Annotated in this window: 30 protein-coding genes; 14 read left to right on the top strand and 16 right to left on the bottom strand. The window is 55.2% G+C overall.

Annotated elements, in window-relative coordinates:
- Together WCG50_RS09000 and orn are read right to left on the bottom strand one after the other, a co-directional pair.
- Window positions 1-368 (bottom strand): DEAD/DEAH box helicase (locus WCG50_RS09000; protein ID WP_336899260.1); only part of this gene is annotated, 368 nt, incomplete at its 3' end.
- A gap of 239 nt (window positions 369-607) precedes the next feature.
- The gene (gene orn, locus WCG50_RS08995) at window positions 608-1195 is read right to left on the bottom strand and encodes an oligoribonuclease (protein ID WP_336899259.1); all 588 of its coding nucleotides are present in this window, start codon (window positions 1193-1195) and stop codon (window positions 608-610) included.
- A 37-nt stretch (window positions 1196-1232) separates the two neighbouring features.
- Here orn and WCG50_RS08990 point away from each other — a divergent pair, with 37 nt between their 5' ends.
- Genes WCG50_RS08990 through rsgA form a run of 3 tightly spaced genes read left to right on the top strand, consistent with a single transcriptional unit; the run spans window position 1233 to window position 3800 of the window.
- Window positions 1233-2510: a M48 family metallopeptidase gene (locus WCG50_RS08990; RefSeq protein ID WP_336899258.1), complete on the top strand. Its 1278-nt coding sequence runs from the start codon at window positions 1233-1235 to the stop codon at window positions 2508-2510.
- 23 nt (window positions 2511-2533) lie between these two features.
- Window positions 2534-2854: a 4a-hydroxytetrahydrobiopterin dehydratase gene (locus tag WCG50_RS08985; RefSeq protein WP_336899257.1), complete on the top strand. Its 321-nt coding sequence runs from the start codon at window positions 2534-2536 to the stop codon at window positions 2852-2854.
- A gap of 25 nt (window positions 2855-2879) precedes the next feature.
- Window positions 2880-3800, top strand: a complete 921-nt coding sequence (gene rsgA / locus WCG50_RS08980; RefSeq protein WP_336899256.1) for a ribosome small subunit-dependent GTPase A — start codon at window positions 2880-2882, stop codon at window positions 3798-3800.
- Here rsgA and hisC read toward each other — a convergent pair.
- The 7 genes from hisC to rpsP all read right to left on the bottom strand — a co-directional run bounded on the left by hisC (window position 3777) and on the right by rpsP (window position 8827).
- The gene (gene hisC / locus WCG50_RS08975; RefSeq protein ID WP_336899255.1) at window positions 3777-4859 is read right to left on the bottom strand and encodes a histidinol-phosphate transaminase; all 1083 of its coding nucleotides are present in this window, start codon (window positions 4857-4859) and stop codon (window positions 3777-3779) included. The two genes, rsgA and hisC, sit on opposite strands and share 24 nt — an antisense overlap.
- Window positions 4860-4932: 73 nt before the next feature.
- Window positions 4933-5916, bottom strand: a complete 984-nt coding sequence (locus WCG50_RS08970; protein ID WP_336899254.1) for a CobD/CbiB family protein — start codon at window positions 5914-5916, stop codon at window positions 4933-4935.
- A 25-nt stretch (window positions 5917-5941) separates the two neighbouring features.
- A complete protein-coding gene (locus WCG50_RS08965; protein ID WP_336899253.1) occupies window positions 5942-6643 on the bottom strand; it encodes a CoA pyrophosphatase in 702 nt (233 codons plus the stop codon).
- An 80-nt stretch (window positions 6644-6723) separates the two neighbouring features.
- Window positions 6724-7104, bottom strand: coding sequence for a 50S ribosomal protein L19 (gene rplS, locus WCG50_RS08960; RefSeq protein ID WP_336899252.1), 381 nt, complete (start codon window positions 7102-7104; stop codon window positions 6724-6726).
- Window positions 7105-7243: 139 nt separating this feature from the next.
- Window positions 7244-7990, bottom strand: coding sequence for a tRNA (guanosine(37)-N1)-methyltransferase TrmD (gene trmD / locus WCG50_RS08955; protein WP_336899251.1), 747 nt, complete (start codon window positions 7988-7990; stop codon window positions 7244-7246).
- A gap of 11 nt (window positions 7991-8001) precedes the next feature.
- Window positions 8002-8565, bottom strand: coding sequence for a ribosome maturation factor RimM (gene rimM, locus WCG50_RS08950; protein WP_336899250.1), 564 nt, complete (start codon window positions 8563-8565; stop codon window positions 8002-8004).
- Between the two features lie 10 nt (window positions 8566-8575).
- The gene (gene rpsP, locus WCG50_RS08945; protein ID WP_336899249.1) at window positions 8576-8827 is read right to left on the bottom strand and encodes a 30S ribosomal protein S16; all 252 of its coding nucleotides are present in this window, start codon (window positions 8825-8827) and stop codon (window positions 8576-8578) included.
- 132 nt (window positions 8828-8959) lie between these two features.
- On the opposite strand from rpsP, the gene WCG50_RS08940 reads away from it, so the two are divergent.
- Both WCG50_RS08940 and WCG50_RS08935 read left to right on the top strand, forming a co-directional pair.
- Complete coding sequence (locus tag WCG50_RS08940; protein WP_336899248.1) at window positions 8960-9484, top strand: N-acetyltransferase family protein; 525 nt, start codon at window positions 8960-8962, stop codon at window positions 9482-9484.
- A gap of 9 nt (window positions 9485-9493) precedes the next feature.
- Complete coding sequence (locus WCG50_RS08935; protein ID WP_336899247.1) at window positions 9494-9952, top strand: NINE protein; 459 nt, start codon at window positions 9494-9496, stop codon at window positions 9950-9952.
- A gap of 48 nt (window positions 9953-10000) precedes the next feature.
- On the opposite strand, the gene WCG50_RS08930 is transcribed toward WCG50_RS08935, so the two are convergent.
- The 7 genes from WCG50_RS08930 to WCG50_RS08900 all read right to left on the bottom strand — a co-directional run bounded on the left by WCG50_RS08930 (window position 10001) and on the right by WCG50_RS08900 (window position 17518).
- Complete coding sequence (locus WCG50_RS08930; protein ID WP_336899246.1) at window positions 10001-11011, bottom strand: inorganic phosphate transporter; 1011 nt, start codon at window positions 11009-11011, stop codon at window positions 10001-10003.
- A gap of 14 nt (window positions 11012-11025) precedes the next feature.
- Window positions 11026-11673: a DUF47 domain-containing protein gene (locus tag WCG50_RS08925; RefSeq protein ID WP_336899245.1), complete on the bottom strand. Its 648-nt coding sequence runs from the start codon at window positions 11671-11673 to the stop codon at window positions 11026-11028.
- A gap of 92 nt (window positions 11674-11765) precedes the next feature.
- Entirely contained in the window at window positions 11766-12134 is a 369-nt protein-coding gene (locus WCG50_RS08920; protein WP_336899244.1) for a DMT family protein, read from the bottom strand.
- A 122-nt stretch (window positions 12135-12256) separates the two neighbouring features.
- The gene (gene acnB / locus WCG50_RS08915; RefSeq protein WP_336899243.1) at window positions 12257-14842 is read right to left on the bottom strand and encodes a bifunctional aconitate hydratase 2/2-methylisocitrate dehydratase; all 2586 of its coding nucleotides are present in this window, start codon (window positions 14840-14842) and stop codon (window positions 12257-12259) included.
- 73 nt (window positions 14843-14915) lie between these two features.
- Window positions 14916-15389 carry a hypothetical protein gene (locus tag WCG50_RS08910; RefSeq protein ID WP_336899261.1) on the bottom strand — a complete coding sequence of 158 codons (474 nt, stop codon included), beginning with the start codon at window positions 15387-15389 and terminating at the stop codon, window positions 14916-14918.
- Window positions 15390-15458: 69 nt separating this feature from the next.
- Entirely contained in the window at window positions 15459-16505 is a 1047-nt protein-coding gene (locus tag WCG50_RS08905) for an aldolase/citrate lyase family protein (protein ID WP_336899242.1), read from the bottom strand.
- Window positions 16506-16531: 26 nt separating this feature from the next.
- On the bottom strand, window positions 16532-17518 hold the full coding sequence (locus tag WCG50_RS08900; protein ID WP_296501591.1) for a malate dehydrogenase: 987 nt from the start codon (window positions 17516-17518) through the stop codon (window positions 16532-16534).
- Window positions 17519-17695: 177 nt separating this feature from the next.
- Here WCG50_RS08900 and WCG50_RS08895 point away from each other — a divergent pair, with 177 nt between their 5' ends.
- The 9 genes from WCG50_RS08895 to WCG50_RS08855 form a co-directional block, all read left to right on the top strand.
- Window positions 17696-18499: a GntR family transcriptional regulator gene (locus WCG50_RS08895; RefSeq protein ID WP_336899241.1), complete on the top strand. Its 804-nt coding sequence runs from the start codon at window positions 17696-17698 to the stop codon at window positions 18497-18499.
- Window positions 18500-18502: 3 nt separating this feature from the next.
- Entirely contained in the window at window positions 18503-18682 is a 180-nt protein-coding gene (locus WCG50_RS08890; protein WP_336899240.1) for a DUF2256 domain-containing protein, read from the top strand.
- A 55-nt stretch (window positions 18683-18737) separates the two neighbouring features.
- A complete protein-coding gene (locus WCG50_RS08885) occupies window positions 18738-20321 on the top strand; it encodes a cryptochrome/photolyase family protein (protein WP_336899239.1) in 1584 nt (527 codons plus the stop codon).
- A gap of 187 nt (window positions 20322-20508) precedes the next feature.
- On the top strand, window positions 20509-20955 hold the full coding sequence (sdhC, locus tag WCG50_RS08880; RefSeq protein ID WP_336899238.1) for a succinate dehydrogenase, cytochrome b556 subunit: 447 nt from the start codon (window positions 20509-20511) through the stop codon (window positions 20953-20955).
- Between the two features lie 75 nt (window positions 20956-21030).
- Complete coding sequence (gene sdhD / locus WCG50_RS08875) at window positions 21031-21396, top strand: succinate dehydrogenase, hydrophobic membrane anchor protein (protein WP_336899237.1); 366 nt, start codon at window positions 21031-21033, stop codon at window positions 21394-21396.
- A gap of 67 nt (window positions 21397-21463) precedes the next feature.
- Window positions 21464-23260: a succinate dehydrogenase flavoprotein subunit gene (gene sdhA, locus WCG50_RS08870; protein WP_336899236.1), complete on the top strand. Its 1797-nt coding sequence runs from the start codon at window positions 21464-21466 to the stop codon at window positions 23258-23260.
- Window positions 23261-23292: 32 nt separating this feature from the next.
- Window positions 23293-23997, top strand: a complete 705-nt coding sequence (locus WCG50_RS08865; protein ID WP_336899235.1) for a succinate dehydrogenase iron-sulfur subunit — start codon at window positions 23293-23295, stop codon at window positions 23995-23997.
- Between the two features lie 6 nt (window positions 23998-24003).
- Window positions 24004-24309: a succinate dehydrogenase assembly factor 2 gene (locus WCG50_RS08860; protein WP_336899234.1), complete on the top strand. Its 306-nt coding sequence runs from the start codon at window positions 24004-24006 to the stop codon at window positions 24307-24309.
- A 2-nt stretch (window positions 24310-24311) separates the two neighbouring features.
- Window positions 24312-25027 (top strand): citrate/2-methylcitrate synthase (locus tag WCG50_RS08855; protein ID WP_336899233.1); only part of this gene is annotated, 716 nt, incomplete at its 3' end.

Genomic DNA, 25027 nt, shown 5'->3' with positions numbered 1-25027 from the left:
GCCATTTGCATCAGCAGGGTGTGCAACACGGGCAGCAAGAAGGCAGCAGTTTTGCCGCTACCGGTTTGGCTCGATACCATCAAATCGGTAAAGCGGGCAGCTTCGTCAGCAGCGCCGTGGCCTTGCATGGCGATAGGAATCGTCTTCAATTGCACTGTGGTGGGCTGGGTAAATCCCAGGTCTTTAACCGCCTGGATCAGCTCAGGCGCCAGGCCCAGCGCCACAAAGCCGTTAGGCAGTTCAGCGACTGGCTCGACGGCCTCAATAGCGTCAGCTTGCTGGACAACGTTTTGCGTCATCTCGGCAGTGTCATTGGAAAAATTTTCGACAAGCGATACTTCGCCCGTCGCTTGAATAGCGTCAGTCATGAATTTACTCACACGCGAGCGCCGCAGGGACTGCGACTGCTCCGTCAATGGTTAAAAAACATCAACCATCAAACGGAACCTGCTCTGACTCACAAGGAGTTCTATCAGCGCTGGGGGCCCTTTTATGCAATGCCGCTAATGCGTACTTGCTTTGGACCCTGTGAATGAAGGGAGATGTACAAATTTGCGCTACAACAAGTAGCGCAGCCTTCGATTATGGCATGGATTCGGGTTTCTACCTAATTACTTAATTTAATGAAGTGTTCCCGGTAGTGTTCCAGCTCATCAATGGACTCGTGCACATCGGCCAAAGCGGTGTGGCGCTGCTGCTTTTTAAAGGAACTGTAGACCTCGGGCCGCCAGCGCTTGGACAGCTCTTTAAGCGTGCTCACATCAAGGTTTCGGTAATGAAAAAAAGCCTCCAGCTTCGGCATGTACTTGGCCAGAAAGCGCCGATCCTGCCCAATGCTGTTGCCACACATCGGTGAGCCTTTTTTAGGAACGTATTGACTCAAGAAATCGATCAGCTGTTGCTCGGCGGGCGCTTCCAGCAGGGTTGACGCCTTGACCTTGTCAATCAGGCCGCTCTTGCCGTGGGTGCCTTTGTTCCACTTGTCCATTTTGTCGAGCTGTTCGTTGCTCTGGTGAATCACCAGCACCGGGCCTTCCGTGCGGCTCTCAAGCTTGGGCCCGGTCACGATGACAGCGATCTCAATGATGCGGTCCACTTCAGGGTCGAGACCGGTCATTTCACAATCAAGCCAAACCAGATTTTGGTCAGATTTCGCAAGTAATACGCTTGCATTCGGGGTGTTCGTCGGGTTCATGCTTTGAATTGTCGCTGATGGCCTAAACTCGGTCGCCATGCCAATCCTGACTTCATCTATCCCCTTCTCATTGGTAATGACCTTTGCCTTTGCTTTTACTTTGTTGGCCGGTGTGCTGCTGAAATTCTGGCTGGGCTCACGCCAAATTCGGCATGTGGCGCAGCACCGCGCTGAAGTGCCATCAGCCTTCTCTGCCACCATCACCTTGGCAGCGCATCAAAAAGCCGCCGACTACACCATCACCAAGGCACGCTTTGGCATGCTGGAACTGGCTTTGGGCACCGTCGTCCTGATGGGCTGGACACTGCTCGGCGGCCTGTCTGAACTCAACCAGTTTTTGCTGGGCTGGCTGGGCGGTGGTATGGGGCAACAAATTGCCTTGCTCGCCGCATTTATTCTGATCAACGGCGTGATTGATTTACCCATCACCCTGTACCAAACCTTTGTGATTGAGGAGCGCTTTGGTTTCAATAAAACCACTCTCAAACTCTGGGCTCTTGACTTGCTCAAATCCAGTCTGATTGGCGCGCTCATTGGCTTGCCCATCGCTGCACTTATTCTGTGGATGATGGGCGCCGCTGGCAGCCTCTGGTGGTTGTGGGCATGGGCCGTCTGGATGGGGTTCAATTTATTGCTGCTGGTGATTTACCCCACCTTCATCGCGCCGCTCTTCAACAAGTTTGAACCGCTGGAAGACGAAACACTCAAGGCCCGCGTCACCGCGCTGATGAAGCGCTGCGGTTTTGCAGCCAAGGGCTTGTTCGTGATGGATGGCTCAAAACGCAGTGCCCATGCCAATGCTTACTTCACCGGATTTGGCGCAGCCAAACGGGTGGTGTTTTATGACACCTTGCTGGCCAAACTTTCAGCCAATGAAGTGGATGCAGTGCTCGCGCATGAGTTGGGGCACTTCAAGCACAAGCACATCATCAAACGCATCGTATCCATGTTCGCGATGAGCTTGCTGGGCTTTGCCTTGCTCGGCTGGCTGGCAACGCAGGTCTGGTTTTATACCGGTTTGGGCGTTCAACCCAACCTGGGGGCGCCCAACGATGCACTGGCCCTCTTGTTGTTCATGCTGGCCATCCCGATTTTCAGCTTCTTCATCGCTCCCCTGTTTGCCCAAATCTCGCGCAAGCACGAGTTTGAAGCCGATGCCTATGCGGTGCAGCAAACCAGTGGCCCGGACCTCGCCACCGCGCTGCTCAAGCTCTATGAGGACAACGCATCAACGCTGACGCCTGACCCGCTGTATGTGAAGTTTTATTATTCCCACCCACCGGCATCCGAGCGCCTGGCCCGGATGATGGGCTGAGACCTGCACCCAACCCTGTTTATATGACAAATAACCCTCTAGCCCCCGTCAGACGTGCGCTGACAGCTACACAAGTAGTAGCAAAACTTGCGCAACTGGAGGGCTGGGCTTTGAGTGGCGATGGTGCGGCCATCGCGATCGAGAAGACCTTCACCTTTGCCGATTACTACAAGACCCTCTCCTTCGTCAACGCAGTGGCTTTCATCGCGCACACACAGGACCACCACCCCGACTTATCGGTGCATTACAACCGCTGCGTGGTGCGCTTTAACACCCATGAGGTGAGCGGCATTTCGATCACCGATTTTGACTGTGCAGCGCGCGTTGACGCCCTGCTGGCATGACGGTTTATTACAAGGCGACAACTTGATGGAACGTGCAACGCTCGACAAAGGCCTGATTGTGGCCAACTATGGCCGCCACTTTCTGGTGGAAACGCCCGAGGGAAAGCGCCTGATCTGCCACTCGCGCGGCAAAAAAAGTCAGGGGCTGGTGGGCGACCGGGTCTTGTGGCAAGCGTCGCGCGACGAGGGCACGATCGAGAAGATTGAAGAACGTAAAAACGTGTTTTACCGCCAGGACGAGATTCGCACCAAATCGTTTGCGGTCAATCTGGACCAGATCCTGATCCTGATCGCGGCAGAGCCGGAATTCTCCAGCAGCCAACTCTCGCGCGCTTTGATTGCGGCCGAGGCCGAGCACATCACGCCTATCATCGCGCTCAACAAAAGCGATCTGGTCGAGCCTTTCGCCCGGGCTTGGGAATGGTTGCGACCCTACCGGCAGATGCATTACGGCGTGTTGCCGCTGTCGCTCAAACAATCCGGCGAGGTTGATCACGCCGAACTTCTCAAACTGCTGGGCGGCAAAACAACCCTGGTATTGGGACCTTCGGGCGCCGGAAAAAGCACTTTGATCAACCTGTTGGCACCCGGCGCGCTGGCGCAGACCGGTGAAATCTCCCAGGCCCTCAACTCGGGCAAACACACCACCACCAGCACCACCTGGTACTGGGTGGACGACAGCAAAACCACCGCCTTGATTGACTCGCCCGGTTTTCAGGAGTTTGGCCTGAACCACATCGACCCGGCGCAGTTGGCGGCCTATATGCCGGACCTGAAGCCGCACGTTGCAAACTGCAAGTTCTACAACTGCAGTCACCTGCATGAACCTGGTTGTGGTGTGATGGCTGCGGTTAAACCCGACGGTAGCCCAGACGGAATAAGCGCCAATCGCTATAAAATTTATAGCGATTTGTACGCTGAATTAAGCCAAGCCCGTAAATACTGACGCCAAGGCCTGCAGCAGCGCGTCGCATTGTGCCGGGGTGCCAATACTGATGCGCAGATAGTTCTCAATGCGGGGCAACTTGAAATGCCGAACCAACACGCCGTGCGCGCGCAGACCCGTAGCGATACCCGCAGCGTCATGCTGCGAATGCGAGACAAACACAAAATTCGCCTGTGACGGCAGCACCTTGAAGCCCAAATCTTCCAGCGCTAGGACCAACCCTTCGCGGCTGCTCATGACGGCTTGGCGGGTCTGTTCAAAATAAGCCACATCCTCAAAAGCGGCCACACCGCCGGCTATCGCCAGACGGTCCAACGGGTAGGAGTTGAAACTATTTTTTACCCGTTCCAAAGCGTCAATCAGGTGCCGCTGTCCGCAGGCAAAACCGACCCGCAAACCGGCCAGTGAGCGCGACTTGGACAGGGTGTGAACCACCAGCAAATTGGGGTACTGCGCAATCAGCGCAATGGCGCTATCACCCCCGAAATCGACATACGCTTCGTCCACCAACACCACACGCGTAGGATGCAAGCGCAGGAGTTGCTCAATGTGGTGCATAGGTAGTCCGATGCCGGTCGGGGCATTCGGGTTGGCAACGACGACGCCCGCCACAGAGAGACCCTCCAGACGCGCATACGCAGACACATCAAGCTGCATCTCATCGGTCAAAGCGACCTGCTCGACCGGGATGTCATACAGCCCGCAATACACCTTGTAAAAGCTGTAGCTGATGTCGGGCATCAGCAACGGGCAACCTTGCTGAAAAAAAGCGAAGAAAGCATGCGCCAGCACTTCATCGGAGCCGTTGCCCATGAAAACGTGTTGCGCGGTCAAGCCATGGTGGGTGGCGATGGCTTGCTTGAGCGCCATCGCTTCAGGGTCCGGATACAACTCCAAACCGTGTTGAGCTGCCGCCTGAATCGCCGCAATCACGCGCGGAGAAGGCGGGTACGGGTTTTCGTTGGTATTGAGTTTGACGAGACGGTCAAGTTTGGGCTGCTCACCCGGCACGTAGGGCACCAACCGTTCGACGATGGGGCTGCAATAAGTAGACTTCAAAAGGGAATTCACTATTAATTTTATAGCTCACTACGCAAGCCACACAAGGGCTACAGCCCTATTCGGCATATAACTAACCCAAAAGTCGTGCCAGCGTCAAGAGGGCCAGCAAGACCATCCACATCACCACGGTACGCCAAACCAAGCCCACAATGACGGCGAGATGCGCCAGTTCAGGCGCCTGCCCAGACGATGTTTCCTGAGTCGACTCCATGGCCCCGGCCATGACGGGTGGCACATCTGCTGGATAGGACGCTTGACTGGCGGCATCCCCCAACCTGATATTCACCGCGCCGGCAGTCGCGGCCAAAATGACACCATCGTTATCGCCAGGAAAACGCGGTTCGTAGTTGCGCCAACTGTCCACCACCTCTTCAAAGCTGCCCACGACGGCGAAGCTGATGGCCGTGATGCGTGCGGGCACCCAATCAATGGCTGACCAAGCCTGCGCTGCGCATGTTTGAAGGGCCTCACTCACCGGCAGATGGTGAGTTTTAGTTTTGTGCTGCCAGTAGCGAACCACAAACTCACTCAGTCGGTACATCACCGCACCCGCCGGTCCAAAACCAAAGGCCGCCAGCACGGAAAACCAGGCCAGCACACCAAAAACGTGGCGATGCGCAGATAACACTGAATGTTCTATGACGTGTCGAACAATTTCACTGCGCGGCAAGTCGCTCGCGTCAATTTGCTGCCATTCGGCCAGCAGTTCACGTGCGCGGTCTTCGTCGCCATCCGCCAGGGCATCGCGAATCTGGGTGAAATGAAAACTGAATTGCCGAAACCCGAGCGTGACGTAAAGCACCGCCACACTCCAAAGCACCGCCACCGGCCAGCCCACAAAAGCATCAAGCAACCAATAAATCGCCAAGGCGGCCAGTGACGGGCCACCCACCGCAAAACCCCAGGCCAGCCAGCCTTGAAACGATTGGCCCGCATCAAAATTACGGGTGCTCCAGCGCACCCAGGCGCGCAGACTTGCATGCACCAGGTTGCCTCGGCTCAGAGGACGTGCCTGCTCTAAAAGCAGGGCTAAAAGCACAGAGATAAAGCTCATACAGTCATCATAGCGGCACCGTGCGTCAGGCTGACAGCAAACGATAGAAGTTGCGCAACATACCTGCTGTAGCCCCCCAAATAAATCGCTGCGTGGCATCGTCCTGGTAGGGCATTGAAAACCATTCCCGGCGCACACCTTCCCACTCAAAGGAATGACGTTGGTGGTGAGCCGGGTTCATTAAGAATGCCAGCGGCACCTCAAAAACATCGGCGACTTCATTGGCATTCGGCGTCAAAGTGAACCCCGGCTCAACCAGTGCCACCACAGGCGTAATGATGAACGAAGACCCGGTGACATAGTGCGGCATCACACCCAGAACCTGAACAAAAGAGGGGTCCAAACCTACTTCTTCCTGCGCCTCGCGCAATGCGGTGGCAGCGGCATCAACATCGTCTTCGTCGACCTTGCCACCTGGAAACGCAATTTGTCCGGAATGGGTGGAAAGATGCTGGGTGCGCTCGGTGAGCAAGACGGTCGGTTGCTCGCGCATCACGATGGGTACCAGCACGGAGGCATGCATCGGTGCCCGATCCATAAATTTCTTCTCGGCCAGTAACTCGGGTGCCCACACAGGCGGGAAGGCGAAGCGTTGCCGCAAGGCCGCTGGCTGCAGCGAGGCCAATGGAACCGCGGCCAAATGCGAGTCGACGCCCTCAACCGGGATCAGGCGGGGATCAAAGTTGGGCAACTTGGACAGCAAGGACTGAGGCGATGGAGAGGTCACGAAAGAATGCAGAAAATAGGATCAAAAAAAACCGCCACAAGCAATTGCTGGGGCGGCTTTTTCTAACTAAACAGATCGCGTTATGCGGCGATTGTTTTGGTTTTCTTGGCTGGCAATTTTTCTTTAATACGAGCCGACTTGCCGCTGCGGTCACGCAGGTAGTACAGCTTGGCACGACGCACGTCACCGCGACGCTTGACTTCGATGCTGGCGATCAGCGGGCTGTAGGTCTGGAACGTACGTTCGACGCCTTCACCACTGGAAATTTTGCGAACGATGAAGCCGCTGTTGAGGCCACGATTGCGCTTGGCAATCACGACACCTTCGTAGGCCTGAACGCGCTTGCGAGCGCCTTCAACCACGTTAACGTTCACGATCACGGTGTCACCGGGCGCGAAAACGGGAATAACTTTCCCAAGACGAGCAATTTCTTCTTGCTCAAGAATTTGTATCAGATTCATGATGGCCTTTAATGATCTTGGACGCGCAGTGTCGGGATTGACACAATAGTTTCAGTGTTAAGACAAAGAAACGGCCAGCCAGAGGATCGGTAAGCCTTCTATTATAACCCGAGCAAGAGTTGTGGACTTTAGTCAGACGTTAGAAAAGTCGGGAAAGAAAAGTTTCATCGGCAGGACTTAAACGCCCGTCCTGCCTCGCCTGATTAATAAGTTCCGGCCTCAAGCGAACCGTGAGCGTCAAACTTTGCTCACGCCGCCAGCGCTCGATATTGACGTGATGACCCGTGAGCAAGACCTCCGGCACGACCCTTCCCGACCAGTTTTCTGGGCGGGTGTAATGCGGGCAATCCAACAAGCCATCCAACTCGGGGTTAAAGCTGTCTTGCTGATGGCTACCGGCTGTGTTCAATACACCAGGCTGCAAGCGAGCTACGGCATCCAACAGCGCCATGGCAGCAATCTCACCACCTGACAAGACAAAGTCACCCAGACTGATTTGTTCAGTGACATGCTGCTCAATGAATCGCTGATCAATGCCTTCGTAGCGACCACAAATCAGGATCGCCCCCGCGCTTTCGGCCCAGCGGGACACCATAGCGTGATTGAGCGGCTTCCCGACCGGCGAAAAAAGCACGACAGGCACCGGATCAGTTCGTTGTGACTGAATGTGGTGCAGGCATTGCGTCAAGGGCTCGGCCATCATGACCATGCCTGGGCCACCACCAAAGGGTCGGTCATCGACTCGCTTGTAATTACCCACCGCAAAATCGCGTGGATTCGCAAACTTGACATCCACTTGGCCCGACTCGAAGGCGCGGCGCGTGATACCGCTGGTCAACAGCGGTGCAAACAACTCAGGAAAAAGCGTGACGATGTCGAACCGCATGGGAGCGACTGTCAGAAATCGGGTTGCCAGTCCACCAGAATGCGCCGGGCGGGAAGATCGACGTTGTCGATATAAACCGACACAAATGGAATCATGCGTTCTTGCACTTTGCCATCTTGTTCATAGTCCATCACCAACACGGTTTGGGCGCCGGTAGAAAGCAATTCTTTGACGGCTCCGAGCGCAACGCCTTCACGATTGACCACGTCCAGACCGATCAAATCGACCCAGTAATACTCGTCAATCTCAGCTTTTGGAAAGTTGGATCGGGATACGAAAATTCGAGCGCCACGCAGAGCTTCTGCAGCAGTGCGGTCATCCACACCCTTGGCAGATGCAACAACGGTATTGGAATGAATCTTGGATTCGGTAACGGTCAATTCCGCAACGCCTGTGAATGTTTTTGCGCCTCGTTCGGAGGGCATTAAAAACCATCGTTTGGAAGAAAAAAGCGCCTCGGGATCGGCGCTGTGCGGCAGGACTTTGAACCAGCCTTTGATGCCCCAGGCATCCGCAATGCGCCCAACTTCGATGGCATCCGACGGCAAGTCGGCGGCTTCAAGGCCAGGCAGCATCACAATACGATCAAGCAGCTTTTTTGGCAGCTTGAGCAATCAGACGTTCCACAGTAGGAGATGCCTGAGCGCCGACGCTTTTCCAGTAAGTCAAGCGATCTTGCGCAAGGCGGATGCTCTCTTCATTGGCTGTAGCAATCGGGTTGTAGAAACCAATACGCTCGATAAAGCGGCCGTCACGACGGGTACGCTTGTCAGCCACAACAATATTGAAGAAGGGGCGTGCTTTTGCACCGCCACGAGCCAGACGAATGACAACCATGATTTATCCTTTGGGGGGCGGAGTTTAATTCCGCCAATTAATTCTGAACTTAACCCAGCGCTTGAGACACGCGACATGACCAACCGGCCAGCGACACACTGAATAACCGACTATTATAACGTTTACATTTTTATGATCATCATCCGTCCAAGCCGCACCGAAGACATCCAGGCCATTACCGTCATTTACGCCCACCATGTGCGCGTTGGGACGGGCACTTTCGAGACGGATCCACCTACAGAAGCGGACATGGCCCAACGCCGGGCAGATGTTTTGGGCAAAGGTCTTCCTTTTCTGGTCGCAGTTGATGGTGAAAAAGTTTTGGGGTTTGCCTACTGCAACTGGTTCAAGCCACGACCCGCTTTTCGTTACTCAGCCGAAGATTCGATTTACCTGACACCTGACGTTGCTGGTAAGGGTTTGGGTCGCGCGTTGTTGACGGAGTTAATGGCGAAGGCCGAGCAAAGTGGCGTGCGAAAATTAATTGCTGTCATTGGTGATTCGGCCAATGTCGGCTCCATCGGCGTTCACCAATCGGTCGGATTTACCCATGTGGGCGTTCTCAAATCCTGCGGTTGGAAATTTGACCGTTGGCTGGATGTGGTCCTGATGGAAAAAGCCCTTGGTTTGAGTGACACCTGTGCGCCATGCCCATAATTGAAAACCATGAAAAATAAAACTATTGCCGCTTGGCTGGCCTTTATCGGGGGCCCTTTTGGCTTGCATCGTTTTTACTTGCGCGGCCCGGGTGATCTGCTAGGCTGGTTGCTGCCCGTACCCACCCTCTTCGGTTTGTATGGCCTGAAACGAATTCAACAGAATGGGATCGACGATCCATTGAGCTGGTTTTTAATGCCGCTCCTGGGGTTCACGATTGCGGGTTGTGCCCTGACGGCCATCGTCTACGGTCTTATGTCGACAGAAAGCTGGAATGAGTGGTTTAACCCAAGAGCTGCCCCAGATGCAGCGCCTGGCAAAACCAATTGGCTCACCATTGGGGCGATTGCGCTTTCGCTACTCATCGGAACTACCGTTTTATTGAGCAGCATCGTGTTCAGCTTTCAGCGCTACTTTGAACTTGAGAATCAGATTGCAGAAGCTCAGGCTGTTTCTCATAAGAATTAGCCTCATGCCCCCGTCAATCTTGACTGAATCGCTATTTTTAATATAGCACTAGAAAACCTGCAAACTTACCCAGTAAGCTATCGCCGCCACAAACGCACTGGCTGGAATGGTAAAAATCCAGGCCCAGATGATGTTCGCGGCCACGCCCCAGCGCACGGCGCTGGCACGGTGCACCGAGCCTACGCCAACGATGGCACCCGTGATGGTGTGGGTGGTTGACACCGGAACACCCAGAGCTGTTGCCATAAAGAGCGTGATGGCACCCCCGGTTTCAGCGCAAAACCCTCCCACCGGTTTCAATTTGGTGATCTTCTGGCCCATGGTTCTGACAATGCGCCAGCCGCCAAACATGGTGCCAGCACCAATCGCCAGATAGCAACTCACCACCGCCCAGGTAGGGGGGGCTTTATCGCTCACGCTGGCATAGCCGGTGGCAATCAAAAGCATCCAGATAATGCCGATGGTTTTCTGTGCATCGTTACCGCCATGCCCCAAGCTGTAGGCACCGGCTGAGATCAACTGCAGTCGTCGAAACCACTTGTCTACTTTCATGGGTCGGGTGCGCCGGAAGATCCAGGCCACCACCACCATCATCAAGGATCCGAGTAAAAACCCCAACAAAGGCGAGATGAAAATAAAGGCCACAGTTTTAAGGATGCCAGCAGCGATCAACACGCTCGCCCCCGACTTGGCGATGACGGCGCCCACAATGCCACCGATCAACGCATGCGAAGAGCTACTGGGAATGCCGTAGTACCAAGTGATGAAATTCCAGCTGATCGCCCCCATCAGGGCACCAAATACCACGTGGGTATCCACCACGCCAGGCTGCACAATGCCTTTACCCACCGTGGCGGCCACGGTGTAGTTGAAGACAAAAATAGCGATTATGTTGAAAAAAGCTGCGAAAAGAACGGCCTGCCCGGGCTTGAGAACACCGGTGGAGACCACGGTGGCGATCGCATTGGCCGCGTCATGGAATCCGTTCATGAAATCGAACAGGACCGCCAGCACCACCAGCATGATCACCACCCACAGGGCTGTTTGTACGTTGTCCATCGTCAAGTCCTGAATCAGGAATTTTCGAGGATGATGCCCTCGATGACGTTGGCGACGTCTTCGCATTTGTCGGTGATGGTTTCCAGCAATTCGTAGATCGCCTTGAGCTTGATCACTTCGCGCACGTCCGGCTCTTCGCGGAAGAGCTTGCTCATGGCGCTGCGCATCACGCGGTCGGCATCAGATTCCAACTGGTCGATTTCTTCGCAGGTTTTCAGTGCAGCTTCTGCGGTGGCAGGATCGGCAATTTTGGCCAGTAAATACACGGCATCACGCACTCGCTCACAACATTTCACGCTCAGATCCGTCAAGCGTGAGATTTCTTGCGTCATGTGGTGCACGTCATACAGCGCCATGGTTTCGGCAGAATCTTGAATCAGATCCGCAATGTCGTCCATGGTGTTGATGAGCGTGTGAATCTGCTCACGGTCAATCGGCGTGATGAATGTCTTGTGAATGGATTTATTCACTTCATGCGTCACGCGGTCAGCGGCACGTTCGGCGTTGTCAACCTCCTGGTTGTATTTCAGGCGTAAAACAGGGTTGCTGTAGTTAGCCACCAGCTTGGAAAAAGCATAGGCCGCCTCAACAATGCGGTCTGCGTGCTGGTTAAACATCACGAAATAATTGCCTTCGCGCGGCAACAACTTGCCAAAAAACATGGCGAACTCCTCAGGGGATCATGTCAAATATATGACGGTATCAAGACTGCGGGCAGTTTAACCGCCCGACCTGCAGGCTCAAGCCTTGGCCTTCAGGCGCTGCGAAAAATAAAAAACACGGCCCCCACCATGCAAAAAGCCGCCCACAAATAATCCAGCTTGAAGGGTTCCTTGAGGTAGATCATTGCAAACGGCACGAAAACAGCGAGCGTAATGACCTCCTGCACAATCTTTAACTGTCCCACCGTAAAACCTGCTTGCTGAAAACCGATCCGGTTGGCCGGCACCTGCAAGGCATATTCAAACAAGGCGATGCCCCAACTCACACCAGCCGCGATGTACCAAGGCGCTGTGGCGAGGTTTTTGAGGTGCCCGTACCAAGCGAAGGTCATGAAAATATTGCTGCCGACCAGCAACAAAATGGTCTGCAAGGACAAGGGAATGGATTGGAACGCGTTCATGGCGTCAATTATCCCGCAGCACTTTTCTGCCTTTCAGATGACAAAGCGCCCCGCAACCTGGGGGTTGAGGGGCGCTTTAAAGCTTTAAAAACCCGGTCGAAACCGGGCTGGGTCAAGCGTGATTAAGCCGTGACAGTCGCGGCTGCGTCTTTGTAATCCTGCACCTTGTCAAAGTTCAGGTACTGGTACACCTTGTCGCTGGCGGCCGTCAACACCACCATGTCGGCCATGTATTCCGCTTTGGTTGGGATGCGGCCCAATTTGGAGCAGATCGCAGCCAATTCAGCGCTGCCCAGGTAGACATAGCTGTTTTTACCCAGACGATTCGGGAAGTTACGCGTCGAGGTCGAGAACACGGTAGCGCCCTCTTTCACCTGCGCCTGGTTGCCCATGCACAAGCTGCAACCGGGCATTTCCATGCGGGCACCGGCAGCGCCGAGCACGCCGTAATGGCCTTCTTCGCTCAACTGTTTGGCATCCATCTTGGTCGGTGGTGCCATCCAGAGCTTGACCGGGATGTCGCGCTTGTTTTCAAGCAGCTTGGAGGCTGCGCGGAAGTGACCAATGTTGGTCATGCAAGAACCAATGAACACTTCATCAATCTTGGCACCGGCGACATCAGCCAATGTTTTCACATCATCCGGGTCGTTCGGGCAGGCCACGATCGGCTCGACGATGTCAGCCAGGTCGATTTCGATGACGGCAGCGTACTCCGCATCCGCGTCGCCTTTGAGCAACTGGGGATTGGCCAACCAGGCTTCCATCGCGGCGATGCGGCGGTTGATGGTGCGCACATCGGTGTAACCCGAAGCAATCATCCACTTCAACATCGTGATGTTGCTGGTGATGTACTCAATGATCGGTTCTTTGTTCAGGTGCACGGTGCAACCGCCGGCGCTGCGCTCGGCAGAAGCGTCGCTCAACTCAAACGCCTGCTCAACCTTGAGGTCTGGCAAGCCTTCGATTTCAAGGATACGACCCGAGAAAATGTTGACCTTGTTCTGCTTGGCAACCGTCAGGTGACCGGCCTTGATGGCGTACAAAGGAATGGCGTTCACCAGGTCACGCAAGGTGATGCCGGGTTGCAGTTTGCCTTTGAAACGAACCAGCACGCTCTCAGGCATGTCCAAAGGCATCACGCCGGTGGCAGCACCAAAAGCGACCAAACCGGAACCAGCGGGGAAGCTGATACCAATCGGGAAACGGGTGTGGCTATCGCCGCCGGTGCCAACGGTGTCGGGCAACAACATGCGGTTCAACCAGCTGTGGATGATGCCATCACCCGGACGCAGCGGCACGCCGCCACGGGTGCTGATGAAGTCAGGCAACTCGTGGTGCATCTTCACGTCCACTGGCTTGGGGTAAGCGGCGGTGTGGCAGAACGATTGCATCACCAGGTCAGCGCTGAAGCCCAGGCAAGCCAGGTCTTTCAGTTCGTCGCGGGTCATCGGGCCGGTGGTGTCTTGTGAACCCACGCTGGTCATTTTGGGTTCGCAATAAGTACCGGGACGCACGCCCTGGCCTTCTGGCAAACCGCAAGCACGCCCGACCATTTTTTGTGCCAGGGTGAAACCTTTTTTGGTGTCCACGGGGTTTTGCGGCAAGCGGAACAGGGTGCTGACGGGCAAGGCCAGTGCTTCGCGCGCTTTGGAAGTCAAACCACGGCCGATGATCAAGGGAATACGGCCACCGGCGCGCACTTCGTCAAACAGCACTTCGCTCTTGACGGTGAATTCGGCAATGACTTTGCCGTCTTTGAGGGCTTTGCCGTCATACGGACGCAGTTCAACCACGTCGCCCATGTTCATGGCGCTCACGTCCAACTCGATCGGCAAAGCGCCTGAGTCTTCCATGGTGTTGTAGAAAATCGGGGCAATTTTGCTGCCCAGACAGACACCACCAAAACGCTTGTTCGGCACGAAAGGAATGTCTTCGCCGGTAAACCACAGCACCGAGTTGGTGGCTGATTTACGGCTTGAGCCGGTACCGACGACGTCGCCGACGTAGGCCACCAGGTTGCCCTTGGCTTTGAGTTCGTCAAAGAACTTGACCGGGCCGCGCTTGCCGTCTTCTTCCGGCACGATGCCAGGACGCGCGTTTTTGTGCATCGCCAGCGCGTGCATCGGGATGTCGGGGCGGCTGAAAGCGTCGGGAGCGGGCGACAGGTCGTCGGTGTTAATTTCGCCTTCGACCTTGAACACGGTCAGCGTGATGGACGCAGGCACTTCTGGGCGCGAGGTAAACCATTCAGCATCGGCCCAGCTTTGCAGCACAGCTTTGGCTTGGGCGTTGCCCTTGTCGGCTTTTTCCTTGACGTCATGGAACTGGTCAAACATCAACAATGTTTTCTTCAGGCCGTTGGCTGCCACTTCAGCCACCACGGCATCGTCGAGCAAGTCCACCAGCGGGCTGATGTTGTAGCCACCGAGCATGGTACCGAGCAATTCCGTGGCTTTTTCACGCGAAATCAGCGCGCATTTTTCGGTGCCATGTGCAACGGCAGCCAGATAGCTGGCCTTGACCTTGGCGGCGTCATCGACACCGGCCGGCACGCGGTGCGTGATCAGGTCAACCAACGTGGCTTCTTCGCCTTTGGGTGGGTTTTTCAGCAACTCGATGAGTTCACCGGTCTGCTTGGCAGACAAAGGCAGCGGGGGAATCCCGAGGGCGGCGCGTTCAGCGACGTGGGCACGGTACGTTTGCAACATGGACAACTCCTATTCAATCTAAATTTATAATAAAACAGGCTCTAGGCCTTACGGGACGTGCGTAACCAGCTATTTATTTAATAGCAACTTCAACCTGGGTATCGAGCACACTGGGGGCTGGATTTGTGAGCAATTTTTGGGCCATCGCGGTTTGATCGGGATTCATGCAATCGTCGGCCAGGCGCTTGCCCAGTTTTTGATTCATCAGCATGGATTTATTGCCCAACTGCAACCACACGGCACCCGCCTTGTGGTCTTCAAGCCGGATGGCACCGGTGGTGGTTTCAACCGGGAACATGTGGAATTTTTGTTTACCAAGCTGCACATCGAAAAAACCGGGTGCTTTGGGGTCGGCCTTCAAGCTGACAAAAGCACCCAACTCGCAGGGCAATTTACCTTGGTAAACCCGCTCTGAAATCGCCAACTCAGCGGGCGTCAAGGCCGCTTCTGCTGCCATCACCCCTGAGGCCATTTGGTTGGCCTTGGTTTTGACTTCCTGGCGGCTTTTGCCAGGCGTTTGGGCCAGCAATGCCACCGGGAGCGCCATCAGAAAAACAACGGCCAACAGCTTTTTAATCATGCTTTACCTTCAAAATAGTGGGGCAAGAAACCGACATCAGGCAGCGAAAAAAGCCAGCGCTTCCGCCGGCAAATGCCGACCCGTCTGATGAGCGCGCTCCAGCACTTGCCAAAAATAACGGTAGCTGGCGCGGTCATGCAACTTACCGGAAAAAGAGATCGGTGCCCAATCTGCTTTTTGCGCAGCCAACATGATATTCGTCGCCAACTCAATTTCTTGCGCCAGCGGTGCAAAAGCCTCAAGAATAGGCCTGATTTGCCCCGGGTGAATGCTCCACATTCGGGTATACCCGAAGGCCCGCGAGGCCCGGCTGGCGGCGCCCAATAAGGCAGCGGTGTCGTTGAACTCCGTCACCACGCAATGGGCAGGTACCTTGCCATGTGCATGACAGGCTGAGGCAATGTCCAGTTTGGCGCGAACCACCAAAGGATGAGAAAACTGATCCAGGGCGGGTTGTCCAGGGTCGGTATTGAGCCCCATGGCACTGGCCGGAATGGCACCACCGTGGGCCGATACAAAGTCCATCAATCCAAAACTGATGGATTGCACCCGGGGGTGCGCGGCAATCTCAAACGCGCGATGAACGGCAGCGGGGGACTCAATCAAAACGTGCAGTGGCAAGGCATCGGTTCGACCGGCACGGATCGCCACAAAATCAACCAGTTGTGCGGCGCGATCAACATCGGCCAACGTTTCAATCTTGGGAATCATCAGGTGGCACAGGCTTGACGCGGCACCACCCACAATCAGGGTCACATCTTGCTCAAAGGCGGGATGATCGACCGGATGGACTCGCGCCGCGACACGGGGAGCCACACCATTAACGACATTTTTAATAGCAGCTTGCGCTTGATTGGCAAGGGCTACGACCATATTGGCATGGTCTTTTTCACCCCCAACCGGGGCGCCGTCCTCACAGTCCAGCGTTACGTCAAAGACGCAAGCACCGAACTCTTGGGACATTTCCGTTTGCAAAGCCAGGCTTTTGCGCATTCGCACCTCGACGCCGCTGTAGTGATCACACACCGGCAATGAAGCCGCTGTGGACTGAGCGCCGAGGAGAACTTCACGCGGATGCCTCACAAGCCTGACTCGCTATTGCCTACTGATTAGAGCAGGTGAGCAACGCCGGCTTGCTCGTCTTGCAACTCTTTGAGCGTCTTGTTGATGCATTCCTGGCTGAACGCGTCGATTGGCAGGTCTTGCACCACGGTGTATTCGCCGCCTTCGCAGGTCACGGCAAAGCCGAACACGGTGTCTTTAGGAATGCCGTACTGGCCGTCCGATGGGATGCCCATCGTGACCCACTTGCCATTGGTGCCCAGCGCCCAGTCGCGCATGTGGTCAATCGCAGCGTTGGCAGCCGAAGCAGCCGACGACACGCCACGTGCAGCAATGATGGCTGCGCCACGCTTGCCAACCGTTGGCAGGAACACATTGGCGTTCCATTCCTGGTCGTTGATCATGTCCTTGACGCTGGCGCCGTTGATGGTGGCGAAGCGGTAGTCAGCGTACATGGTTGGGGAATGGTTGCCCCACACGGTCATTTTTTCGATGTCAGCGACAGCCTTGCCGGTCTTGTCGGCCAATTGGCTCAAAGCGCGGTTGTGGTCGAGACGCAACATGGCAGTGAAGTTCTTGCGTGGCAGATCTGGCGCGCTCTTCATGGCGATGTAGGCATTGGTGTTGGCTGGGTTACCAACCACGAGCACCTTGACGTTACGGCTGGCCACGGCATTGAGTGCCTTGCCTTGGGCGGTGAAAATTTCTGCATTGACAGCGAGCAACTCAGCGCGCTCCATGCCAGGACCGCGAGGACGCGAACCGATCAACAAAGCGTAGTCCACATCTTTGAATGCGGTCAATGGATCGCTATGGGCTTCAATACCAACCAACAAGGGGAATGCACAGTCTTGCAATTCCATGATCACGCCTTGCAATGCTTGCTGAGGCTTTTCAAAAGGCACTTCGAGCAATTGCAAAATCACTGGCTGGTCTTTGCCCAACATTTCGCCGGAAGCGATGCGGAACAGGATTGCGTAACCAATTTGACCAGCTGCACCAGTGACGGCGACGCGGACGGGCTTTTTGCTCATGAGAAGAACTCCAGTTGTGTTGTGAAACGGTTGCTGGTGGCGGCTCTAAAGGGTCGATGGAGCCCCACAATTCGCGGCAAGTTTACTCTGGAAAACCCTAGCGAGTCAACACGTCTTATGTCTTATATAAGAGATATGATTCACTTTGTCCAAACCCTTGCATGGGGCTGACTAAATATGTCCGAAACACCCCCTCCTTTTGCCGAAAAAGTCTTAGCCGACGTCGTCAGCACGGCCTTTGCCAGCCTGCCGGCGACACCTTCGTTCAGCCCTTTGTACCAGCAGATCAAGGGCCTGATCCTGAACAGTCTGCGCTTGAGTGAATGGAAACCGGGCGAGGCCATCCCCAGCGAAATGGAACTGGCCACCCGCTACCGCGTCAGCCAGGGCACCGTGCGCAAGGCCATTGATGAACTCGCCTCCGAAAATTTACTGGTGCGTCGTCAGGGCAAGGGCACTTTTGTGGCCACGCACGCGGCGCAGCAGGTGCAGTTTCGGTTCTTGAAACTCGTCCCAGACAGCGGCACCCCGGGCAGTGAGGGGCCGGCCCAACGCAACATTATTGAGTGCCGGCGCACCCGTGCCAGCGCCGACATTGCGCGCGCACTGGAGCTCAAAACAGGTGACGCTGTGATGCAAGTGCGCCGGGTGCTGAGTTTTGCCGGCACCCCCACCATTCTTGAAGACATCTGGTTGCCCGCCACCCATTTCAAAGGGCTGACCGCTGAGCGACTGATTAATGACAAAGGCCCGATGTACGCCCTGTTTGAGGCCGAGTTCAATGTGCGCATGGTGCGGGCGGAAGAAAAAATTCGCGCCGAGCCCGCCATTGACGGTCTGGAACTGCTGCTGCAAGTCAAACCAGGAACGCCTTTGCTGAGCGTGGAACGCATCGCTTACACCTATAAAGATGAGCCGATGGAGTTGCGCCGCGGCTACTACCGCACCGATACGCACCACTATCACAACACCTTGGGTTGAGCGGTGGGGTTCAAAGGCAACAAATCATCGCTGCCAAGCAAAACTTGCCAAACCTGCGGGAGAGCGATGACCTGGCGTAAAAGCTGGGCCAAGAACTGGGACGAGGTGAAATATTGCTCCGATGCCTGTGGTGCGAAAAAAACACCCCCGCCCGGTACGACGTCAGTAGCCGACAAAAAATAAACCGTATTTTGCCGCGGGGTATCCCCTGAAGCGCTCGCTAAAGACAATCACCGCAATGAATGAAATTCCCTGCAGGCATCTGATTTTGATTTTGGGCGACCAGCTTGACGAAGACTCCTCCGCCTTTGACGGACTCGATGACCGGCAAGACGTGATCCTGATGATCGAGGCGCACGAAGAATCCACCCATGTGTGGTCGCACAAAGCGCGCACCACCCTGTTTCTCTCTGCCATGCGCCACTTTGCCGCGCGCCTCAGACAACGTCAGTGGCGGGTTGAGTACCGGGCGCTTGAGACCGCTGGCGACAAAACCCTGGCTGACGGACTGCGTGCAACGGTTGAAAAATTCAAGCCTGCGCGCGTCATCGGCGTCGAACCGGGCGATCTGCGGGTTCGCCAGCAACTTGATGACGCTATTCATTCAATAGCTACTCACGCAGATGACACGGGGGCTAGAGGGCTAAAACACCATATTGAATGGCGCGAAGACCGTCATTTTCTTTGCTCCCTGCCGCAGTTTCGCCAATGGGCAGGGCCAGCCACCCACTTGCGCATGGAGTTTTTTTATCGCCAGATGCGCAAAAAGTACCGCGTACTGATGGAGGGCGACCAGCCGCTAGGCGGGCAGTGGAATTTTGATGCCGATAACCGCAAAGGTTTTGGCAAAGCAGGGCCTCAAGCCGTGCCACAAGCGCTGGTGTTCGAACCCGATGGCATCACTTCGGAGGTCATGGCGCTGGTCGAGCAACGATTTGACCAGCACCCGGGCAACCTGAGCCGCTTCAACTGGCCGGTCACACGGGAACAGGCGCTGCTTGCGCTGAATGATTTCATCACGCACCGGCTGCCGCACTTTGGTGCCCATCAGGATGCGATGTGGACCCACATGGATTTCGGGTGGCATGCACTGTTGTCGAGTTCCCTGAACTTAAAACTCATCAACCCGTTGGAAGTGATTCAGGCGGCAGAGCAAGCCTTCCACACCCGTGGTCTGGAACTGGCCAGTGTGGAAGGATTTATTCGCCAAGTCCTGGGGTGGCGTGAGTTCATCCGGGGCGTTTATTACTTGGACATGCCCGACTTGAAAACGGCCAACCACTATGGCCATCAAAACGCCCTGCCCGCCTGGTATTGGAGCGGTGACACGAAGATGAACTGCATGCGTCAATGCATCAGCCAAACCCTGGCCAACGGCTACTCACACCACATTCAGCGCTTGATGGTCACCGGCATGTTTGGCATCACGGCGCAAATCAACCCCCAGCAACTCTGCGACTGGTATTTGGCGGTCTATGTTGATGCGGTGGAATGGGTGGAGCTTCCCAACACCGCCGGCATGGCGCTGTTTGCAAACGGCGGCCGGTTCACCTCCAAACCGTATATTGCCAGTGGGGCCTACGTCAAGCGCATGAGCAACTATTGCAGCGGCTGCAGTTACGAGCCAGAAACCCGATTCGGCGCGAAGGCCTGCCCCATGACCACGCTCTACTGGAATTTTCTGGACCAGCACGAAGCAGCTTTTGCCATCAACCCCAGAACCGCACTGATGGTGAAAAACCTGCAACGCATGACGCCAGAGGCGCGCCAGGCGATTCGTGTCCGGGCGGACGAAATGTTGATCAAGCTCGATGATTTGTAAACATTGCGTCAGGCTCGCCAAGTCAAACTCGCCAGACCGTTCCAACAAGGAGAAAAATGATTTTTTTATGACAAAATTCCGCGGCCTTTTCCTGCTCAGGCAAAGAACGTTGCTGCATTGCAATAGAATTTATGGGTAATCCGTTTAGCAGGTTACCGAGCAGTTACCAAAACATAGAAAGCAAAGTATGTCCGACTTAGCGTCAAGCGCATCGAAAAAGCGCCCCGAGTTCCGCAACATCAACGCCTTCAACGACCTCCCAAGTTACAGATTGCCCATCGCAGGTATTGTCTCGATCTTGCACCGAGTCAGCGGAGCCATCATGTTCTTCTTGATGCCCTTCATCATCTGGATGTTTGACACCTCCATTTCGTCGGATATCTCCTTTATCAAATTCAAATCCGCCTTTAATTTAGGCATGCTGGGCCTGCCGGGCTTCATCTGGAAGCTGGCCGCACTGGCGCTGATCTGGGCTTACCTGCACCACGCCATTGCCGGCCTGCGCCACCTCTGGATGGACACGCACCACGACGCTGTCACCAAAGAGTTTGGCAAGTCCTCTGCCATCTTCACACTGGTCGTTAGCGTGAGCCTCGCAGTCGTGCTGGGCGCCAAGTTGTTTGGCCTTTACTAAATAAATCTTTCGGGACATACCGCCGCTACGCATTAGCTTGGCTGGCACTGACCCAAACTTATCAAGGAATACACCATGTCTGTTAATTACGGCTACAAGCGCATCGTTGTCGGCGCTCACTACGGTCTTCGTGACTGGCTCGCTCAACGCGTAACTGCCGCGCTGATGGCTCTCTTCACCGTGCTGGTGATGGCGCAAGTCATTCTCAGCAAGGGCCCCATCGGCTACGACCAATGGGCTGGTATTTTTTCATCGCAGTGGATGAAGGCCCTCACCTTCGCCGTCATCATCGCCATGCTGTTTCACGTCTGGCTTGGCATGCGCGACATCTGGATGGACTACATCAAACCGGTCGGACTGCGCTTGACCCTGCAAGTTTTCACCATCGTCTGGTTAGTGGCTTGCGCTGGTTGGGGCATTCAAGTCCTGTGGCGCCTGTAAGACGTTTTATCAAACGTTTTTAAGCTCTTTTTGCCCGCATTCGACAACCAAGATTGAATAAAGAATCATGACCGCAACTTCAAAACTCCCCAAGCGTAAATTTGACGTCGTTATCGTCGGTGCCGGTGGCTCCGGCATGCGCGCCTCGCTGCAACTGGCCCGCGCAGGTCTCAACGTCGCCGTGCTTTCCAAGGTATTCCCGACCCGCTCACACACTGTGGCTGCACAGGGTGGTATTGGCGCGTCTTTGGGCAATATGTCCGAAGACAACTGGCACTATCACTTTTACGACACCGTCAAGGGTGGCGATTGGCTCGGTGACCAGGATGCCATCGAGTACATGTGCCGCGAAGCGCCCAAGGTCGTGTACGACCTGGAGCACATGGGCATGCCGTTTGACCGCAACCCTGATGGCACCATTTACCAGCGTCCGTTTGGCGGCCACACCGCCAACTACGGCGAAAAGCCCGTGCAACGCGCCTGTGCTGCGGCTGACCGCACCGGCCACGCCATGCTGCACACGCTGTACCAACAAAACGTCAAAGAAAAAACCAGCTTCTTCGTTGAATGGCTCGCCATGGACCTGATCCGTGACGAAGCAGGCGACGTCGTCGGCGTGACCGCGCTCGAGATGGAAACCGGTGACGTGCACATTTTTGAAGCCAAGACCACGTTGTTGGCCACTGGCGGTGCAGGTCGTATTTTTGCAGCCTCCACCAACGCCTTCATCAACACCGGTGACGGCTTGGGTATGGCTGCTCGCGCAGGCATCCCGCTTCAAGACATGGAGTTCTGGCAATTCCACCCCACGGGCGTGCATGGCGCGGGCGTTTTGCTGACCGAAGGCTGCCGTGGCGAAGGCGCCATTTTGCGCAATGCCAATGGCGAGCGTTTCATGGAGCGTTATGCCCCTGCCTACAAAGATCTGGCGCCACGTGACTATGTGTCGCGTTGCATGGACCAGGAAATCAAGGAAGGCCGTGGCTGTGGCCCCAATAAGGACTACATCAACCTCGACATGACCCATTTGGGTGCAGACACCATTTTGAAGCGTCTGCCTTCGGTGTTCGAAATTGGCCATAACTTCGCCAATGTCGACATCACCAAAGAGCCTATCCCCGTGGTGCCCACTATTCACTATCAGATGGGCGGCATTCCAACCAACATCCATGGTCAAGTTGTCACGCAAGATGCAGACAACAAGAGCAAGGTGGTGAATGGTTTGTACGCTGTTGGCGAATGCGCCTGCGTGAGTGTGCACGGCGCCAATCGCCTGGGTACCAATTCACTGCTGGATTTGTTGGTTTTTGGCCGCGCTGCCGGCAACCATATTGTTGAATTCAACAAAATCAAATCAGAGCACAAAGAGCTCCCTGCTGACGCAGCCGCTTCGACACTGGCCCGCATCGCACGCCTGGACAACTCGACCTCCGGCGAGTATGCGCAGACGGTTGCCGATGACATCCGTACCGCCATGCAACAGCATGCAGGCGTCTTCCGCACGCAAGCCACCATGGACGAAGGCGTGACCAAAATCGCCGCCTTGCGCGACCGTGTTAAATCCATCACTTTGAAAGACAAGTCCAAGATTTTCAACACGGCACGCATCGAAGCGCTGGAAGTCGAAAACCTGATTGAAGCGGCACAAGCGACCATCGTTTCGGCCGCCGCACGACGCGAAAGTCGTGGCGCGCATACCGTCGACGACTACAACGACACGCCCGAGCATCCGAATGGCCGTAACGACGCTGAGTGGCATAAACACACTCTTTGGTACAAAGATGGCAGCCGATTGGCCTACAAATCGGTCCAGATGAAACCACTGACCGTCGAGTCTGTGCCGCTTGCCGTGCGCAGTTTCTAAGTCAAAGCCAACAAGATCAGCGAGAACACACCATGTCAAAACGCACCTTCCAGATTTACCGCTACGACCCTGATACCGACGCGAAGCCTTACATGCAAACCATCGAAGTTGAACTCGATGGCAGCGAGCGCATGCTGTTGGATGCCTTGATGAAACTCAAGGCGCAAGACCCGAGCATCACCTTCAGGCGCTCGTGCCGCGAAGGCGTTTGTGGCTCTGATGCCATGAACATCAACGGCAAAAACGGCTTGGCCTGTCTCACCAACATGCTCACCTTGCCAGGCACAATTGTTTTGAAACCACTGCCAGGTCTGCCTGTGGTACGTGACCTGATCGTCGACATGACGCAGTTCTTCAAGCAATACAACTCGATCAAACCCTATTTGATCAACGACAACGTGCCGCCTGAAAAAGAGCGTTTGCAAAGCCCAGAAGAGCGCGACGAACTCAATGGTTTGTACGAGTGCATCTTGTGCGCCAGCTGCTCCACGTCGTGCCCGAGCTTCTGGTGGAACCCAGACAAGTTTGTCGGCCCTGCCGGCCTGCTGCAAGCCTACCGTTTTATCGCCGACAGCCGCGACGAAGCCACCGGTGAGCGCCTGGACAACCTGGAAGATCCATACCGTCTGTTCCGCTGCCACACCATCATGAACTGTGTTGATGTTTGCCCCAAAGGACTGAACCCCACCAAGGCCATTGGCAAGATCAAGGAAATGCTGGTCATGCGTACCATCTGATCAGGCATGCACACGACACCTGTAGAACCTGTTGATGCGCTCATTGATGAGCGCGCACTGAGCAAGCTCAAGTGGCGTTGCCGCCGGGGACTGCTGGAGAACGATATTTTCATAGAACGGTTTTTTAACCGTTTCGAAACTGTTCTCACCGTCAATCAGGCGCAAGGTCTGAGCGCTCTAATGGAACTCAGTGATAACGATTTGCTGGATTTACATCTGGCACGCAAATCGCTAGAACAAGTTGACGCGAGTCTGGTTTGCAAAGACGTGTCTGAAGTTTTAAGTATGTTACGACAACCCTTTGAGAGGTAGAAATGAAATTATCTGACAACAAAGCCACCCTGTCGTTTAGCAACGGCAGCCCCAGTGTTGACCTCCCCGTTTATCAGGGCAGTGTTGGACCAGATGTCATCGACATCCGTAAGCTCTACGGACAAACCGGCATGTTCACGTACGACCCTGGATTTTTATCCACGGCGGCATGCCAATCGGCCATTACCTACATCGACGGCGACAAGGGCGAATTGCTGTACCGCGGTTACCCCATTGAGCAATTGGCGACCAACTGCGACTACATGGAAACATGCCATTTGCTGCTGTACGGCAACCTCCCCAATGTGGGCGAAAAAGCGGCCTTCGTCAAACGTGTGAGCAACCACACGATGGTGAACGAGCAGATGCAATTTTTCCTGCGTGGTTTCCGTCGCGACGCGCATCCCATGGCGATCATGACCGGTCTGGTAGGCGCCATGTCCGCGTTCTACCATGACAGCATCGACATCAACAACCCGGAACACCGCGAAATCTCGGCTATCCGTTTGATCGCCAAAATGCCGACGCTGGTCGCCATGGCGTACAAGTACAGCGCGGGTCAGCCTTACATGTACCCCAAAAACAACCTGAGCTACGCTGGCAACTTCATGCACATGATGTTTGCGACACCGTGCGCCGACTACGTGGTCAACCCCGTGATCGAACGCGCTGTGGACCGTATTTTTGTGTTGCATGCAGACCACGAACAAAATGCGTC

The organism is Rhodoferax sp. (genome assembly GCF_037143375.1).
Classification (GTDB): Bacteria; Pseudomonadota; Gammaproteobacteria; order Burkholderiales; family Burkholderiaceae_C; genus Rhodoferax.
This window is presented reverse-complemented; position numbering and strand designations above follow the sequence as displayed.